We start from the raw sequence: 15,682 nt of genomic DNA, 5'->3' as shown, positions 1-15,682 counted from the left end.
GGGGCGAGCCGGGGCCAGCTCTGCGGGAGGTAGAGGCCGCCGTCGCGGGCGAGCCCCGCCAGGAGGGCGTCGGTGAAGGTCAGCGGCGCGGCCTGGCCGCGGGTCGAGACATGAAGCACGGTGCGTGGGTCCTCTGCTGCCGGGGCGTTCTTTGATGCCCGGTGCGTCGCCGCATGTTTCGGCACGTTACCGGTTCTTCTCGACGACGATCACCGGCGTGACGCGCGCCGGGCGGGGCCGGCGCCCTCCGCGAGGATCCCGGCAGGCCGGGTGCCGAAGGAGGCTCGGACGGGACCGCGTTCCCTTCCTCAGCTACAGCCCGACGGCGAGGCGATTCGGCTTCCTTCATGGCCGCCTTTGCAAGATCGTGCCGTCCCGTTCGCGCGGAACGGCAGATTCTCACGGCCTCGACCGCGCACCATCCTAGAAGGCAGAAAATGCAGCTCGTGCATGGGGCGGAGAGCATGAATCCGACGGGGGACGCATCATCCCGCTCCCTGGAGGCAGTGGCGATAAAAATCGGGCAAGTGCTTAACGCAATGCCCAACATTTCGCCTTGATATACTGGAATCGTTAAAACTATATCTCGGATCGTAATGTCGATCAGATCATCGAACTGCCGATATTTAGTATGACGCATACTGGTTGATCTTCGTTTCCGTGACGCATGTGAAGTGTGATGTCCGTCTTCGGTGACCGCGCCCGGCGGCGTCGGCGCAAGGCCCGGTCGCGCCGGTCTTCCGGAGACGACGCCACCCGACGATCGATCCCGGACCGCCCATGACCATCCATGCCCTGCCGTCCAAGCCCATCATGTGACCACGCTGCGAGAGATGCCCGAGAGATGCCCCGATCAGTCCGCTCCTCAGACAGCACCTCCGTCGGCACCGATGGGCAGGCGGCGCTCTCCGTCCGCGGCCTCGAGATCGGCCTGCCGGCGGGAATGGAGCGCGCCAATGCCGTGACGGGCATCTCCTTCGATCTCCTGAAGGGCAAGATCCTCTGCATCATCGGCGAGTCGGGCTCGGGCAAGTCCGTCACCGCGAACGCCATCATGGGGCTCCTGCCGAAGGCGATCTCGGTCCGGGCGGGCGAGATCCGCCTCGGCGACGCCGAGATCGTCGGGATGCCGGACGAGGCCCTGCGGTCCTTGCGCGGCCGGGCGGTGTCGATGATCTTCCAGGATCCGCTCTCGGCCCTCAACCCGCTGATGACCGTGGGCGCGCAGGTCGACGAGGTGATGGCGGCGCACGACGTCGGCACCCGCGCGACGCGGCGCAGCCGTTCCCTGGAGCTCCTGACCGAGGTCGGCTTGCCCGAGCCGGCCCAGATGCTCCACCGCTACCCGTTCCAGCTCTCGGGCGGGCAGCGCCAGCGGGTGATGATCGCCATGGCGCTGGCGCTGGAGCCGACCGTGCTCCTCGCCGACGAGCCGACCACGGCGCTCGACGTGACGACGCAGGCGCAGATCCTCAAGCTGATCCGAGAGATCCAGCGGCGCAAGGGGATGAGCATCGTCTTCGTCACCCATGATTTCGGCGTGGTGGCGGAGATCGCCGACCACGTCGTGGTGATGGAGAAGGGCCACATCGTCGAGCAGGGCACCGCCGAGCAGGTGCTGAAATCGCCGCAAGCTCCCTATACCCGCCGGCTGATCGCCGCCGTGCCGCACCTGACCGCCACCGACCGGGTGCCGATCGAGGTCGCGCGCCGCGAGCCGGTCCTCGTCTGCGAGGGCCTGATGAAGACCTATGGCGGCGGCCGGTCGCTGCTCGACAAGGTCCTGCCCGGCAAGGTGCTGCCCGGCATGTTTCTCGGCCAGAAGAAGTCGGTGCGCGCCGTCGATGACGTGTCGTTCAGCTTAGGCGCCGGGCGGACGCTGGGCATCGTCGGCGAGAGCGGTTCGGGCAAGTCCACCGTCGGGCGCCTGCTGACACGGCTCCTCGACAGCGACGGCGGCCGGATCCTGTTCGAGGGCCGCGACGTCGCCACGCTGTCCGAGGCCGAGTTCCGCCCGTTACGGCCGAAGATCCAGATGATCTTCCAGGATCCCTTCGCCTCCCTCAACCCGCGCTCGACCATCGGCACCAGCCTGACCGTCGGCCCGGTCGCGCACGGCACCCCCTACGCCAAGGCGGCCGAGGAGGCTCGCGCGCTCCTTGCCCATGTCGGGCTCGATGCCGGCGCCTTCGACCGTTATCCGCACGAGTTCTCCGGCGGCCAGCGCCAGCGGATCGGCATCGCCCGCGCCCTGATGTTCAAGCCGAAGGTGCTGGTCGCCGACGAGGCGGTCTCGGCCCTCGACGTGTCGATCCAGGCCCAGATCCTCGCCCTGCTCGACCGGATCCAGCGCGAGACCGGGGTCTCGATGATCTTCATCACCCACGACCTGCGCGTCGCGAGCCAGATCTGCGACGAGATCGCCGTGATGCAGAAGGGCCGGATCGTCGAGCTCGGACCGCCGTCGCAGATCTTCCTCGACCCGCAATCCGCCTACACGCGCGAGCTCGTCGCCGCCATCCCGGGCGAGTGACCCCTTCGGCGAACGGACCATCCCGGCGCCTTGCCGCCCCCTTCCCCCTTCACGGAGCACGGCCATGACCGATCACGACCACACGACGCATCTGCTCTCGCGCCGCGCGGCCCTGCGCCTCGGCCTCGCCGGCGGGATCGCCGGCCTCGGCCTGCCCCACCTCCTCGGCAAGCCGGCCTTCGCGCAGGGCGCGACGGCCAAGGAAGCCGCGAAGAAGGCGCCGGCCGGCCGCGTCGTCGTCGGCATCACCCAGGAGCCGACCGTCTTCAACCCGCTGATGCTGAAGATCGAGGTCGATGACGGCGTGCATTTCTCGCTGTTCGACGCGCTGTTCCGCATCGGTCCGGACGGCGTCATCACGCCGAACCTGGCGGCCGAGGTGCCGACCCAGAAGAACGGCGGCATCTCCGAGGACGGCCTGAACTGGCGCGTGCGCCTGCGCGACGGCGTGCGCTGGCACGACGGCAGGCCCTTCACCGCCGAGGACGTGAAGTACACCCTCGAGCTGATCACCAAGCCGAACTTCCGCGCCTGGCGCACCGCCGGCCACTCGCTCCTGCGCGACATCACGGTCGTGTCGCCGACCGAGATCACCTGGCGGATGGAGAAGCCGTTCTCGCCCTACCTGTCGTTCCTGACCGAGACCTTCATCGTCCCCAAGCACGTCCTCGAGACCGCCGCCGACCCGAACACCGCCGATTTCAACAAGGCGCCGATCGGCACCGGCGCCTTCAAGTGGGGCAAGCGCACCGCCGGCGACAACCTCGAGCTGGTCGCGAACCGCGACTATCACGGCGAGGGCCCCTACATCGAGACCCTGGTCTTCAAGTACATTCCGGATCTCACCGTCTTCTACACCCAGTTCAAGAGCGGCGACATCGACCTGACCGGTCAGACCTACATCACGCCCGACAACTACAAGGAAGCCAAGACGCTGCCGAACAAGGTGGTGACGCTGGTGCCGCGGCAGACCATCGAGACCATCTACTTCAACCTGGAGAAGCCGCAATTCAAGGAGCTGGCGGTGCGCCAGGCCCTGTACGCCGCGGTCGACAAGGGCGCGATCATCGACGCCCTGTATTACGGCGTGCCCTCGGTGACCGAGAGCTACATGCCGCGCTCGTCGTTCTACTTCAACGACAAGCTCCCGAAGCAGACCTTCGACGTCAAGGCGGCGCGCAAGCTCCTCGACGAGGCGGGCTGGAAGCCCGGCAAGGACGGGATCCGCGTCAAGGACGGGGTGCGCCTCTCGTTCAACAACACGACCACCTCGGGCGACCACCTGCGCGAGCAGGTACAGCAGTTCCTCAAGCAGAGCTGGGCCGATATCGGCGTCGAGATGAACATCGCGAACCAGCCCGCCGCGGTGCTCTGGGGCGACTTCTGGGCCAAGTCGCAGTTCGACACGGTCATCGCCGGCGTCACCTACATGGTCGCGTCGGATCCGGACGTGACGAACCGCTTCCATTCGAGTTCGATCGGCGCCAAGGGCGGCCGCGGCTCGAACACCGCCCAGTACGCGAACCCGGAGGTCGACGCCCTGCTCGCAAAGGGCACCGGGACGTTCGATCCGGAGGAGCGGCGCAAGATCTACACCCGCGTGCAGGAGATCGTCCGTCACGACCTGCCGTTCATGCCGATCTTCCAGTACACGGTGCCGCTGGGACACAAGAGCTCGGTCAAGGGCTTCGTTCCCAACCCCAACACCCGCACCGAGTCCTGGAACGCCGCCGGCTGGTCCCGGGTCGGCTGACGCCCGATCCGTCCCGGGTGATCGCCGGACGCGATCGCCCGGGACCGGCCCTGCGAGCCTTGCGGCCTCTGAAAGTCGAGGAAGTCCATCGTGTCCAGGTTCCTGCTCGGCCGCCTGATCCAGAGCGCCATCCTGCTCGTCGTCGTCTCGGTCATCGGCTACGTCATCCTGGGATTGATCCCGGGCGGGCCGCTGTCGCAGTTCGGGCTCGATCCCGGCCTGACCGCCGCCGATATCGAGCGCCTGAAGGAGCAGATGGGGCTGAACCAGCCGCTCTGGATGCGCTATCTCGACTGGGCCTGGAAACTGCTGCACGGCGATTGGGGCGTGTCCTTGCGCGACGGCACCCCGGTGCTGACGGTCATCGCCCGGCACCTCGTCGCGACCCTGCTGCTGATGGGCAGCTCGACCGTGATCGCGGTCGCGGCCGGGACCTGGATCGGCATCCGCAGCGCCACCCGCCGCTACTCGGCCTTCGACTACGCGGCGACGGTCGGCGCGATGGTCGCCCTCTCGATCCCGACCTTCTGGTTCGGGCTCGTCGGCATCTACGTCTTCTCGCTCAAGCTCGGCTGGCTGCCGGCCGGCAACATGTACACGATCGGCGATGCGTCGGTACTCGACTACCTGCACCACCTGATCCTGCCGAGCCTCGTCCTGTCGCTGGTCCATATCGCGGTGTGGAGCCGCTACATGCGGACCGCGATGCTCGATGCGATCAACCAGGACTTCGTCAAGACCGCCCGGGCCAAGGGCGTGGCCGAGCGCCGGATCCTGATGAAGCATGTCGTCGGCAACGCCCTCCTGCCGATGATCACCCTCGCCGGCGTGCAGCTTCCCAGCATCCTCACCGGCGCGCTCGTCACCGAGACGGTGTTCACCTGGCCGGGCATGGGGCGCCTGTTCTACGACAGCCTCGGCTACAGCGACTATCCGGTGGTGATGGGGATCCTGATGTTCTCGGCGATCGTCGTCATCCTGGGGAATCTCATCGCCGACGTGGTCGTCGCCCTCGTCGATCCGCGGATCCGGCTGGCCTGACCGGCCCTGCCATCACACGACAGGAGCTTCCGGCATGACCGCCCTCGCCGCGCCCATGACCCCGACCCGCTGGTGGCAGGGCCGTGCCGTGCGCCGCTTCATGAGCCATCGCCTCGCCCTCGTCGGGGCGATCATGATCGCGCTGCTGGCGCTCGCCTGCATCGTCGGCCCGTCCCTGCTTGCCTACGACATGCTGCAGATCGACCTTAGGGCCCGCTTCGCGCCGCCGCTGACCGGCGCCCACATCCTCGGCACTGACCCGCTCGGGCGCGATGTGGCGGCCCGCCTGCTGATGGCGGGGCGAATCTCGCTGATGGTCGGCGTCCTGGCCATGGTGCTCTCGACCATCGCCGGCACCCTGGTCGGCGTCGTCGCGGGCTATCGCGGCGGCTGGGTCGGCGCGGTGCTGATGCGGACCGTCGACGGCTTCCTGGCCTTCCCGCCGATCTTCCTGGTCCTGGCGCTCGCTGCCCTGCTCAAGCCCACCCCGGCGATGATCGTCGTCATCATCGCGCTCACCAAGTGGATGGAGGTCGCCCGCATCGTCGAGGCCGAGGTCCGCTCGCTCAAGGAGCGCGAGTTCGTCCATGCCAGCCGGATGCTGGGCCTCAGCAGCGCACACATCATGTTCCGCGAGATCCTGCCGAACGCGATGGGCCCGATCATCGTCGCCGCCAGCCTGACGGTGGCGCGGGCGATCCTGCTCGAGGCCTATATCAGCTTCCTCGGCTACGGCATCCAGCCGCCGCTGCCGAGCTGGGGCAACATGCTCAACGGCGCCCAGCAGTATCTCGCGAGCGCGCCGTGGCTCGCGATCATCCCGGGCGCCGCCATCACCATCGCGGTGACGAGCTTCAACTTCATCGGCGACGGCCTGCGCGACGCCCTCGACGTGCGCGGCGAGCTCAAGTGAGCGGCAAGTGAGCCGTTTTGGTCCCGTTCCGGTTTCGTAGAGAGTCCGATCCCATGCGCGACGCGACGATCGCCGAGAAGACCACGCCATATTGGTGGGATGCCGCCCCGGTCCGGCCGATCCCGGCGCGGCCGCTTCCCCAGGCCGTCGACGTCGCCATCGTGGGGGCGGGCTTCGCCGGCCTGTCGGCCGGCCTGGTCCTGGCGCGGGAAGGCCGCTCGGTCGCGGCCTTCGACGCGATGAACCCGGGCGAGGGCGCCTCGACCCGCAACGGCGGCATCACCAGCGGCAACATCCGCCTCGACTACGCCACGATGGCGAAGCGCTTCGGCGAGGCGCGAGCGATCGCCGTCGAGGCCGAGGCCCATGCCGCGCGCCAGTTCCTGTACCGGTTCATCGCCGAGGAGGGGCTCGACTGCGACCTCCAGCGCCCCGGCCTGTTCAAGGGCGCCATCGGCTACGCGCAATACGACGCGATGGCCCGCGGCGCCGAGGCGCTGCGGAAGGCGGTCGGCATCGAGACCTGGGCGGTGCCGTTCGCCGAGCAGACGGCTTACGTCGGGAGCGACTTCTACCGCGGCGGCGCGGTGCGGATGGATATCGGCGGGCTGCATCCGGGCAAGCTCCACGGCGAGATCCTGCGGATCGCGCAAGAAGCCGGCCTTGGCGTCCATTCCGGCACGCCGGTGACCGGGGTCACCCGGGACGGCGACGGCTTCCGGGTCGCGACCGCCTCCGGCACGGTCCGGGCGCGACAGGTCCTGGTCTGCACCAACGGCTACACCGACGGCGCCGCCCCGTTCCTGCGCCGCCGCCTCGTGCCGGTGCGCAGCCGCATCATCGTCACCGAGGCGCTGGCGCCCGAGGTGATGGCGCGGCTGATGCCCAAGCGCATGATGATCAGCGAGGGCCGCCAGCTCGGCCACTATTACCGTCCGACCCCGGACGGCCGCCGCATCCTGCTCGGCGGGCGCGAGAGCGGGCACAGGGGCAACCCGGTCGGCCCGTCCCTGCTGATGCGCGCCGGCCTCGCGCAGATCTTCCCGGAACTCGAGGGCGTGCGCCTCTCCCACACCTGGTTCGGCAACGTCGCGATGAACCGCGACATGCTGCCCCGCATCTTCGAGAAGGACGGGATCCTCTACGCGTCCGGCTTCTGCGGCTCGGGCACGGTCTGGGCGCCGTGGATCGGCATGCGGGCGGCCTACAAGCTGTTGGGGCAGGGCGCCCGGGCCGAGAGCGCCTTCGACTTCCGGCCGCCGGCCAGCATCCCGCTCTATCGCGGCGACCCGTGGTTCATGCCGACGATCATCCAGGGCTACCGCCTGCAGGACCGCATCGCGATGCTGCGCGCCCGCCGCTGAGGGGCGGCTCGTCGTCTCTTGCTTCCGGGCCGGTCGACCGACATCTGACCGGCATGGCCGTCGACGAACACGGCCTCGCCCCCGTCCTGGCGGCGTTCTACGCGCGGGTCCGCCGCGACCCGCTCCTCGCCCCGGTCTTCGCGGCGGCGATCCCCGACGCCGCCTGGCCGCGGCACATGGCGACGATCGAGGCGTTCTGGTCCTCGGTCCTGTTCAGGACCGGCCGCGACAAGGGCAACCCGTTCGGAGCGCACCAGGCCCTCGGCCCCCTGCAGCCGGCGCATTTCGCGCGCTGGCTCGCGCTGTTCGGCGAGACCGCGCGGGTGCATTTCCCGGCCGAGGAGGCGGAGGCGCTGCAGGAGCGGGCCGAGCGGATCGGGGCGAGCCTCCAGGCGGGATTGTTCTTCCGGCCGGAGGCTGCCGGCGCAGAGCTGGCGCGCCCGTGACCTGACGTCGGCCGCTTCCCTGTCCCGGATCTCCGTCCGCGGACGCTTCGATCGTCCGGGAAAGCGGAGCGTTCGGCGGGGAGCCGCTACGCCGAGCGGGTTCGATCCTCGGCGGAGGCCGCCACCGCCGCCGACCACGGCGATTGCACGTCGCTGCATCCCGTCGCGCCGCTCGCGTCGACCCGGACGAAGTTGGGACAGGCGAAGTTGATCGGCAGGACGCCGTGCTCGACCACCGCGAGCGGGCCCGCCGCCGCGAGCGCGGTGCGGATCTCCGGGGAGAGCCTCGCATCCGCCGACGTGCCGTCCGGCCCCGAGACGTCGATGCGCGGCGCATGGGCCGCCTCGTGCGGGTCCATGCCGAAATCGAGGAGGAAGGCGAGGGTCTGGTACACGCTCGCCAGGATGCGCCGCCCGCCGGAGGCGCCGGCGGCGAGACGCGGGCCGTCGCCGTCGCGCGGCGTGACGATCACCGGGCACATGTTGCAGAGCGGGCGGGCCCCGGGCGCGATCGGGTTGGCGCTGTCGGGGCGCGGATCGAACCACATCACGCCGTTGTTCATCAGGATGCCGGTCTTCGGCAGCACGACCCGGCTGCCCATGGAGGAGAGCAGCGTCGTCGTCATCGACACCAGCATCCCGTCCCGGTCGACGACGGTGATGTGCGTCGTGCAGGTCTCGGCCGATTCCCGTGCCGATCCTTGAGCCGCGCCGAGGCCCGCGAGGCGCCGGGCATAGGCCTCCCGCATCACGGTCGAGAGCCGGGCGAACCAGGCCGCGTCAGGAGCACCGGAGGAGCGGGCCGCGCCGCCCATGCCGGCGATCACCTCCGCCAGGGTCGGCGCGGCGGTGAGGCCGCCGGCGGTGTGGACGAGATGGTCCTCGCCCCAGGCGATCGTCGGCGCGTCGCGAATCACCGCGCGGCAGCCGGCCAGATCCTCCCGGTCGATCACGCCGCCGAGGGCCGCGATGTCGGCGGCAAGCTCCTGGGCGATCCCGCCCTCGTAGAAGTCCCGCAGGCCCGCCTCCGCCAGCCGCTCCAGCGTCTCGGCCAGGCGGCCGAGCGGCAGGAAGCCGGGCATGCCCTGATAGGGCGGCACCGGCGGCAGGCCGCCCGGCAGGTAGATCCGCGCGCTCTCCTCGTAGAGCCGCAGCACCGAGGCCGAGGAGGCGATCTTGAGGGTCGTGAACCAGTCCTGGGCCAGGCCGCGGCGGGCGAGCGCGAGGGCAGGGCCCAGGAGGTCGGCGACGGGAAGGCCCGTGCCGAACGCCTCGTGCAGGGCCGCGTAGCCGGCGACCGCGGAGGGGATGCAGAAGGAGAGCGGCCCGTGGACGTTGCGGTCGCCGGCGACCTCCGGCCAGGTGAACAGGTCGCGCTTCACCGCGCCGGTGAGGGGATAGTCGGCGACCCGGGTGTTGCGGCTCGAGACCGGCCCGAAATCGACGACCGTCGCGGCGCCCGCGCCGGGCGGCAGCACCAGGGCGAAGCCGATGCCGCCGAGCCCGCTGTTCCACGGCTCGACCGCCGCGAGGGCGAAGGCGGTGGCGAAGGCCGCGTCGGCGGCATTGCCGCCCCGGGCCAGGATCGCGGCGCCGGCCTCGGCGGCCTCCCGGTTCTGGGCCACGACGATCCCGTCCCGCCCCGAGGCGGTCGGCTTCGTCACCGTCCAGGTCTGCGTCCGGTAGGGCGCGAGGTCGTCGGCCGGCATCCTGTCTCCTCCGGTGATCCGTCGCGGCGGAGGATGGACCGGCCGAAGGCGGCCGGCAAATCCAAAACGGTGCCGTCCCGGGACGAGGCGGGACGGCCCCGCGCCCTACGCCTCGCTGTCGGTCTCGGTCTTGCGCGGGCGGCCCCGGCGTGCCGGGGCTGCGGGCGCGGCGGCGGTCTTGGTTTCGGTCTTGGGCTCGGCCTCGGCCTCGGCCTTCTGGGCGGCGGCGCGCTCCCGCCGGATCTGGCCGAGGCCCAGGCTCTTGGCGAGCTCGGAGCGCTGCGCGGCGTAGGAGGCCGCGACCATCGGGTAGTCGAAGGGCAGGCCGAACTTCTGGCGGTACTCGTCCGGCGTGTAGCCGCGGGTCGTGAGGTGCCGCTTCAGGCTCTTGTACGGCTTGCCGTCAAGGAAGCTCGTGATGTGATCCGGCGTCACGGACTTCCGGATCTGCGCCGCGGTCACCTTGTGGTCCTCCTCCGGCACCGCCGCCGGCTGACCAAGCCCGCTCAGCGAGGCATGCACGGACGCGATCAGCTCGGACAAGTCCGCCGCGCGCACGTTGTTGTTCGAGACGTAGGCGCTAACGATATCACTCGTCAGCTCAATCAGCGGGGAGGTGAGGGAGGCCTGCTCGTCCATTTTCTCTTCCGATTACCAACCGCCTCCGTGATGGGCGTCAGTCCTTCCAAGGTCAATCGGCATGATTGAGCAACCCGCACATTAAATCGTCGGGACGCCCGATAAAGCGGGGGAACCCGCCGCGAAACACGCCGAACCTCGGCGGTTGCGGGCCGAAAATACTACGCAATAGTACCGAGGATGCCAGAGTGCCGAGGATGCCCGGGCGTCGGGTGGGAGGGCGCGTGTCGTCGCGCGGCGGGGCCCCCTTTCCGTCCGGCCACGCTCGAACCGTTTCCCGCCTCGGCCGTTCGCCAGCCGGGCCCCGTGCGGAAGCGGGAATCCGGGAGCGCGAATCATGGAATTCGGACGCAAGGTGGGTCGCCTCGGGCGCGTCGTCGAGGTCGGGATCCGCGGGCAGGCCCGCTACGCCCGGATGGCGAGCGGCGAGACGATCTGGTGGGGCTCGGAGGAGGACGTGCCGGACCAGGTCGCCCTGGCCGCGGCAGCCTTGCCCGCAGCGGCGGAGCGCGGGCGCGAGGCCGGCCGCGGGCAGGCGACGGCGTAATACCCTCGCGCCGTGGCATCGACGCGTCGATGCCACGGCGTCCGGCGCATCAGCGCCGGCGCCCGTTCGGGCTTAGCCAGCGCCGTCGAACGGATCCGTTCGACGGCGCGGCGGTATAAGACGATCCCGCGAACGCGGGTGCCGGGTCTGCGCAAGGAACCGAAGGCAGAGCGAGCATCCGGGAAGACTTGCATGGGCCTGCCGGTGCAGGTCTTCTTGGTGATCGAGGCCGGGCAGTCGGGCGACGCGGCGATTCGGGATCGTGCGGAATGTCCCCTCCCGGGAGGCGCGATCCCGCGATATCCCGTCGTGGGCATCGTCACGAGACGAACGATGCAACGGGAGGACACAGCGTGATCCACGTTCTCGCGATCATCACCACCAAGCCCGGGATGCGGGACACGGTCCTGGATGCCTTCCGGGCGAACGTGCCCGCCGTCCATGCCGAGGAGGGCTGCATCGAGTACGGCGCGGCGGTCGACACCGAGGGCGCCGGGCCGATCCAGGCGGCGCTCGGGCCGGACACCTTCGTGGTGGTCGAGAAATGGGCGAGCCTCGACGCCCTCAAGGCGCATGCGGCGGCGCCCCACATGGCGGCCTACGGCGCCAGGACCAAGGACCACGTCGTCGCCCGCACGATCCACGTCCTGTCGCCGGCCTGACGCCGACCGGGCGCCCTCAGCCCGAGGGCGCCCGGACCTTGACGCCGAGCATCGTCTCGAAGGGCAGCACCATCGCGCCCTTGTCGCGGTCGCCGTGGCCGGCCCGCAAGGCCGTCTGGTAGGTCGTCGTCGCGGCGGCCGTCACCGGCAAGGGGAAGCCGCGGGCCATCGCGACCTCGGCGGCGCTGACCAGGTCCTTGTAGGCCTTTCCCAGCGGATAGCCCTCGTCGAAGGCGCCGCGCAGGATCCGCGGCACGAAGTATTGCGAGGCGTAGCTGCGGCTCGTCCCCGTCGTCACCACGCGCCCCAGTTGCTCCGGATCGAGCCCCATCGCCACCGCCATCGGCAGCACCTCGGCGAGGGCCGCGATGTTGATGTCGTAGATCACGTTGTTGACGGTCTTGGTGAGCTGGCCGCTGCCGAGCGGCCCCATATGCAGCACCTCGGTGCCGATCCGCTCGAGGAGCGGCTTCATCGCCGCGAAGGTCTCGGGCGTGCCGCCGCACATCACGGTCAGCGTCCCGGCCTCGGCCCCGGCGGGGGCGCCGGAGACCGGCGCGTCGAGGACGGCGAAGCCGTGCGCCTCCAGCGCCCGGCCGATCCGCACCGCCTGGCCGTGGGCGATGGTGCTGAGATCGATCACCGTCGCGCCGGGCGCGAGGCGGGAGCCGAGCCCGTCGGGGCCGAACAGCACGCTCTCGACCACGTCGCCGTCGGGCAGGCACAGGACCAGCACCTCGGCGCCGGCGACCGCCGCTCGCTCGGTCGTGACGACGACCCCCGGCTCGGCGAGGCCGGCGACCCGGCCCGGATCGGCGTCGATCGCCACGATGGTCTCGGTGCGGTCGCCCTTGCGGGCGAGGTTGAGGGTGATCGGCCAGCCCATCTGGCCGAGCCCCATGACGGCGATGCGGCGGCTCATCGGGCGGCGTCCCCCTCGATCACGCCCTTGTCGTCGGCGGAATCGATCCCGATCGCTTCGAGGAACCGCGACACCATGTTGTAGGCGCCGATCGTGGCGGTGAGCTCGACGATCGCCCGCGGGTCGCAATGCTCCCGCACGCCTGCGAAGATCGCGGGCGCGACGTGGATGCTCTTCGTCATCGCGTCGCAATAGGCCAGCACCGCGCGCTCGCGCGGCGCGAAGACATCCGCGGCCTCCCAATCGGGCAAGGCGTCGAGCTGCGCCTGGGTGACGCCTTCGCGCAGCGCGATCGGCACGTGCTGCTCGGCCTCGTAGCGGGCGCCGTTGAGATGCGCGACTTGGACGATCACCAGCTCGCGCAACGCGCCCGGCAGCGCGCAGCGCTGGCGGATCGCGGTCAGGAAGGTCAGCCAGCCCTCGGCGACGGGCGGGCTGTGCAGCAGCATCGCGTAGAGGTGCAGGATCTCGCCGCGCTCGGCGACGATGCGCTCGGCGAGCGCGGCCGTCTCCGGACGGGCGGGGTCGGCATAGGGAATGCGGGCCACAGACGATGTCTCCTCGCGGGGGCTCCTCGGACCGTGCGTCCTCGGGCGTGCCTTGCGCCCTCGAACGGATCCGTTCGACGGCGCGGCCGCATTATTTCAGCGCGTCCTGCACGAATGCCACCACGGCCTTCCGGGCTGCCGCCGTGGTCTCCGGGTTGTGGCCGGTATGGGCGCCGGTGGCGACGCACGGATCCTTGAGGCTGTAGGCCTCGCCGGTCGCGGCGTTCACGATCGTGCCGCCCGGCCCTTCCCTGAGCCGGCAATTCCGCGTGCTCTGGGCCTTCGGCACGTCGACGAGCGGCGGGCTCGTCGGCGTGTCGAAGCTGTGCTGCGAGTCCGGGTACTCGGTCAGGCTGACGTCGGCTCCGGCCTGCTTGAGGCGCGCCACGTAGTCCCGGCACGGACCGATGCTGACGTAATCGTCGCTGATGCCGTGGAACAGCCTGATCGGCGCCGGGCCGATCTTGGCGTCGCCGTCATAGGCCACGTTGCAGGGCGTATAGAACCCGATATGGGCGGCGAAGCGATGGGGACCGCCATAGGCGCCCCGGAAGCGCTCCATGGCCGAGTAGACCGACGCCACCGCGCCCTTCGAGAAGCCCATCACGGCGATGCGGTCGGCCCGCACCCGCGGATGGGCCGCCAGGAGATCCAGCGCCCGGTAGGCGTCGACCATCATCGCCAGGGAGTGCAGCTGGTCCTGGTTCTCGACGGTGCTGACGATGCCGCGTCCGGTGAAGGTGTCGAGGATGAAGGCACCGATACCCGCCTCGTTGAGCACCCGCGCCCAGGCATCGGCGCCCGAGCTGATGCCGCCGGAGCCGTGGACCAGGACCACCACCGGCACCTTCGCGGGCGCGCCGACGGGCAGCCGCAACTCGCCGCCGAGCAGCACCTCGCGCCCCGGCGCCCCGCCGCGCAGGAACTCCTCGCCGGTCAGGGTCCGGCTCTTGACCGCGTGGACCTCGATTCGCCCCGGCAGGGGCGAGGCCGCGTGTGAGGCCGGCGCCGCGGCGGCGCACCCAGCCAGGATCGCGGCCCGCGCGAGGGCCGCGGCAATGGTCGAAACCCGCATCGTTTCCTCCCTGACGTCTTGTTTTTTGTCAGCGCTTCTTCGTAGGCCCAGCTTGCACCGCTTCGCGGTCCCGTCAACGATGGGCGCCGTCCGCCGGCATCAGGACCGCCCCGTCCGCGCCAGCGCCTCCCGGTGCTCCTCCGTCGCGTGGGCGATGGCCTGCGCCGCGGCCGAGCGCTGGAGGAGGGTCGGCGGGGTGACGATCCCGCCATCCTGGTCGTCGAGCACCGCGTCCGTCATGACGCCTGTCCGGTTCCCCCGGGCCCGCGGCGCGGGCGGCGATGGCCCAAGGGCATTTTGACTCGCGGGCGCGTGTCTTCCACCCTCCCGCGCCGGTCCGGGCTCCGCGTCACGGCCTGCGACCGGCGCCGTCGTGGGCGCGCAGGTGACCCGATCCCCATGTCCACCCCAACCCTGAAGCAGATTCGCTTCTTCGTCGCCGCGGTGGATTGGGGCAGCCTGTCCCGGGCGGCGGCGCATCTCAACGTCGCGCAGCCGGCGCTCAGCCAGCAGATCGCCCAGCTCGAAGCCGGCTTGCGGAACCCGCTCCTCAGCCGCACGGCGCGGGGCGTCCACCCGACGGAAGCCGGCCAGCGCTTCTACCGCCATGCCCGCACGATCCTGCGCCAGGTCGAGGGGGCGGTCGCCGACCTGACCGGGCCGGGGCCGGTGATCGGCCGGGTGGCGATCGGCCTGCCGACCAGCGTCTCGACCCTGCTCGCCTACCCGCTGCTCGGCCGGATCCTGCGCGATTATCCGGGCATCCGGCCGGAATTGTTCGAGAGCCTGTCGGGCTACCTGCACGAACTGATCGCCCAGCGCCGGCTCGAACTGGCGATCCTCTACCGCGACCGCTCCGGGCCGGGGCTGACCGTGCAGCCGGTCCTGCGCGAGGAACTCTTCCTGGTGACCAAGGCCGGCGCGGACACGCCCGCCACCGTCACCATGCGGGAGGTGGCGGCCTTGCCGCTGGTGATGCCGAGCCCGACCCACACCCTGCGCACGATGGTGGAGGCGGCGTTTGCCCGCGAGGGCCTGTCGCTGACGATCATCGCCGACGTCGACAGCCTGCCGACCATGCGCCGGATCGCCGCCTCGGGGCTGGCCTCCGCCATCCTGCCGATCTCGGGGCTCTCGGGGCTCGACGAGGCCGCGCGGCCGGGCATGATCCGCATCGTCGAGCCGACGATCACCCGCCCCCTGGGCCTATGCTACGCCGCCGACCAGCCGCTGTCCGGCCCCGCCACCCTCGTTGCCGACCTGATGGTGGCGGAGATGCGCCGCCTGGTCGAGGACGGCGCCTGGGGGAATGCGGTTCTCGTCTGATGCCGCCGCGCCTTCGCACGGCTCCGCTCGAAGGCGCAAGGCAAGCCCGAACGGGCCTCGGCGCCAAAGCGCGAGGGTCTAAGAGCGCCTAACAGAACGGCACGATCGGGTCTGTTGGGCGTTGGGGTGGTATGGCTCGCCCGCTTCTTCCCGACGACCTCTGGTCTGCGATCGCCCCGCTTCTGCCGCCGCACCCGCCTCGCC

16 protein-coding genes are annotated in these 15,682 nt (G+C 70.5%); 9 read left to right on the top strand and 7 right to left on the bottom strand.

Annotation, left to right across the window (positions count from 1 at the left end; genetic code table 11):
* The coding region (locus FF100_RS35475) for a hypothetical protein (protein WP_139040260.1) at window positions 1-119 on the bottom strand (119 nt) is incomplete at its 3' end.
* Window positions 120-844: 725 nt separating this feature from the next.
* On the opposite strand from FF100_RS35475, the gene FF100_RS35470 reads away from it, so the two are divergent.
* From FF100_RS35470 to FF100_RS35445, 6 genes are all read left to right on the top strand, one after another.
* The gene (locus FF100_RS35470; protein ID WP_139040702.1) at window positions 845-2,533 is read left to right on the top strand and encodes a dipeptide ABC transporter ATP-binding protein; all 1,689 of its coding nucleotides are present in this window, start codon (window positions 845-847) and stop codon (window positions 2,531-2,533) included.
* Window positions 2,534-2,597: 64 nt separating this feature from the next.
* Window positions 2,598-4,286, top strand: a complete 1,689-nt coding sequence (locus FF100_RS35465) for a peptide ABC transporter substrate-binding protein (RefSeq protein ID WP_139040701.1) — start codon at window positions 2,598-2,600, stop codon at window positions 4,284-4,286.
* Window positions 4,287-4,376: 90 nt separating this feature from the next.
* Complete coding sequence (locus tag FF100_RS35460) at window positions 4,377-5,327, top strand: ABC transporter permease (protein ID WP_139040700.1); 951 nt, start codon at window positions 4,377-4,379, stop codon at window positions 5,325-5,327.
* Window positions 5,328-5,361: 34 nt separating this feature from the next.
* Entirely contained in the window at window positions 5,362-6,240 is an 879-nt protein-coding gene (locus FF100_RS35455) for an ABC transporter permease (RefSeq protein ID WP_139040699.1), read from the top strand.
* 53 nt (window positions 6,241-6,293) lie between these two features.
* Window positions 6,294-7,604, top strand: coding sequence for an NAD(P)/FAD-dependent oxidoreductase (locus tag FF100_RS35450; RefSeq protein WP_139040698.1), 1,311 nt, complete (start codon window positions 6,294-6,296; stop codon window positions 7,602-7,604).
* A gap of 53 nt (window positions 7,605-7,657) precedes the next feature.
* Window positions 7,658-8,050 carry a group III truncated hemoglobin gene (locus FF100_RS35445; protein WP_139040697.1) on the top strand — a complete coding sequence of 131 codons (393 nt, stop codon included), beginning with the start codon at window positions 7,658-7,660 and terminating at the stop codon, window positions 8,048-8,050.
* Between the two features lie 86 nt (window positions 8,051-8,136).
* Here the strand turns inward: FF100_RS35445 and FF100_RS35440 are convergent, their stop codons facing one another.
* Window positions 8,137-9,759 carry a gamma-glutamyltransferase gene (locus tag FF100_RS35440; protein ID WP_139040696.1) on the bottom strand — a complete coding sequence of 541 codons (1,623 nt, stop codon included), beginning with the start codon at window positions 9,757-9,759 and terminating at the stop codon, window positions 8,137-8,139.
* A gap of 105 nt (window positions 9,760-9,864) precedes the next feature.
* The gene (locus FF100_RS35435) at window positions 9,865-10,398 is read right to left on the bottom strand and encodes a Ros/MucR family transcriptional regulator (RefSeq protein WP_139040695.1); all 534 of its coding nucleotides are present in this window, start codon (window positions 10,396-10,398) and stop codon (window positions 9,865-9,867) included.
* Between the two features lie 337 nt (window positions 10,399-10,735).
* On the opposite strand from FF100_RS35435, the gene FF100_RS35430 reads away from it, so the two are divergent.
* Both FF100_RS35430 and FF100_RS35425 read left to right on the top strand, forming a co-directional pair.
* Window positions 10,736-10,945 carry a hypothetical protein gene (locus FF100_RS35430; RefSeq protein WP_139040694.1) on the top strand — a complete coding sequence of 70 codons (210 nt, stop codon included), beginning with the start codon at window positions 10,736-10,738 and terminating at the stop codon, window positions 10,943-10,945.
* Window positions 10,946-11,298: 353 nt separating this feature from the next.
* Complete coding sequence (locus tag FF100_RS35425) at window positions 11,299-11,607, top strand: putative quinol monooxygenase (RefSeq protein ID WP_139040693.1); 309 nt, start codon at window positions 11,299-11,301, stop codon at window positions 11,605-11,607.
* 16 nt (window positions 11,608-11,623) lie between these two features.
* Here the strand turns inward: FF100_RS35425 and FF100_RS35420 are convergent, their stop codons facing one another.
* The 4 genes from FF100_RS35420 to FF100_RS37465 form a co-directional block, all read right to left on the bottom strand.
* On the bottom strand, window positions 11,624-12,529 hold the full coding sequence (locus FF100_RS35420; protein WP_139040692.1) for an NAD(P)-dependent oxidoreductase: 906 nt from the start codon (window positions 12,527-12,529) through the stop codon (window positions 11,624-11,626).
* Window positions 12,526-13,077 (bottom strand): carboxymuconolactone decarboxylase family protein, encoded by a 552-nt coding sequence (locus tag FF100_RS35415; protein WP_139040691.1) that lies wholly within the window; start codon window positions 13,075-13,077, stop codon window positions 12,526-12,528. Before FF100_RS35415 ends, FF100_RS35420 begins: the two co-directional genes overlap by 4 nt.
* Before the next feature lie 91 nt (window positions 13,078-13,168).
* Window positions 13,169-14,152 carry a dienelactone hydrolase family protein gene (locus FF100_RS35410; protein WP_139040690.1) on the bottom strand — a complete coding sequence of 328 codons (984 nt, stop codon included), beginning with the start codon at window positions 14,150-14,152 and terminating at the stop codon, window positions 13,169-13,171.
* A 99-nt stretch (window positions 14,153-14,251) separates the two neighbouring features.
* Window positions 14,252-14,392, bottom strand: coding sequence for a hypothetical protein (locus FF100_RS37465; RefSeq protein ID WP_171070471.1), 141 nt, complete (start codon window positions 14,390-14,392; stop codon window positions 14,252-14,254).
* Between the two features lie 159 nt (window positions 14,393-14,551).
* On the opposite strand from FF100_RS37465, the gene FF100_RS35405 reads away from it, so the two are divergent.
* A complete protein-coding gene (locus FF100_RS35405) occupies window positions 14,552-15,478 on the top strand; it encodes a LysR substrate-binding domain-containing protein (protein ID WP_139040689.1) in 927 nt (308 codons plus the stop codon).
* The last annotated feature ends 204 nt before the right edge of the window (window positions 15,479-15,682 follow it).

The sequence above is a fragment of the Methylobacterium terricola genome (assembly GCF_006151805.1).
In the GTDB taxonomy this organism is placed as follows: domain Bacteria; phylum Pseudomonadota; class Alphaproteobacteria; order Rhizobiales; family Beijerinckiaceae; genus Methylobacterium; species Methylobacterium terricola.
Note: the sequence above shows the minus strand (reverse complement) of the source record. Positions and strands in the feature narration are given on the sequence as shown.

Excerpts from the sequence above, each read along its gene's own strand:
- FF100_RS35470 (WP_139040702.1), top strand. The coding sequence starts at position 845 with ATGCCCCGATCAGTCCGCTCCTCAGACAGCACCTCCGTCGGCACCGAT.
- FF100_RS35465 (WP_139040701.1), top strand. The coding sequence starts at position 2,598 with ATGACCGATCACGACCACACGACGCATCTGCTCTCGCGCCGCGCGGCC.
- FF100_RS35455 (WP_139040699.1), top strand. The coding sequence starts at position 5,362 with ATGACCGCCCTCGCCGCGCCCATGACCCCGACCCGCTGGTGGCAGGGC.
- FF100_RS35450 (WP_139040698.1), top strand. The coding sequence starts at position 6,294 with ATGCGCGACGCGACGATCGCCGAGAAGACCACGCCATATTGGTGGGAT.
- FF100_RS35445 (WP_139040697.1), top strand. The coding sequence starts at position 7,658 with ATGGCCGTCGACGAACACGGCCTCGCCCCCGTCCTGGCGGCGTTCTAC.
- FF100_RS35440 (WP_139040696.1), bottom strand. The coding sequence starts at position 9,759 with ATGCCGGCCGACGACCTCGCGCCCTACCGGACGCAGACCTGGACGGTG.
- FF100_RS35435 (WP_139040695.1), bottom strand. The coding sequence starts at position 10,398 with ATGGACGAGCAGGCCTCCCTCACCTCCCCGCTGATTGAGCTGACGAGT.
- FF100_RS35430 (WP_139040694.1), top strand. The coding sequence starts at position 10,736 with ATGGAATTCGGACGCAAGGTGGGTCGCCTCGGGCGCGTCGTCGAGGTC.
- FF100_RS35420 (WP_139040692.1), bottom strand. The coding sequence starts at position 12,529 with ATGAGCCGCCGCATCGCCGTCATGGGGCTCGGCCAGATGGGCTGGCCG.
- FF100_RS35410 (WP_139040690.1), bottom strand. The coding sequence starts at position 14,152 with ATGCGGGTTTCGACCATTGCCGCGGCCCTCGCGCGGGCCGCGATCCTG.
- FF100_RS37465 (WP_171070471.1), bottom strand. The coding sequence starts at position 14,392 with ATGACGGACGCGGTGCTCGACGACCAGGATGGCGGGATCGTCACCCCG.
- FF100_RS35405 (WP_139040689.1), top strand. The coding sequence starts at position 14,552 with ATGTCCACCCCAACCCTGAAGCAGATTCGCTTCTTCGTCGCCGCGGTG.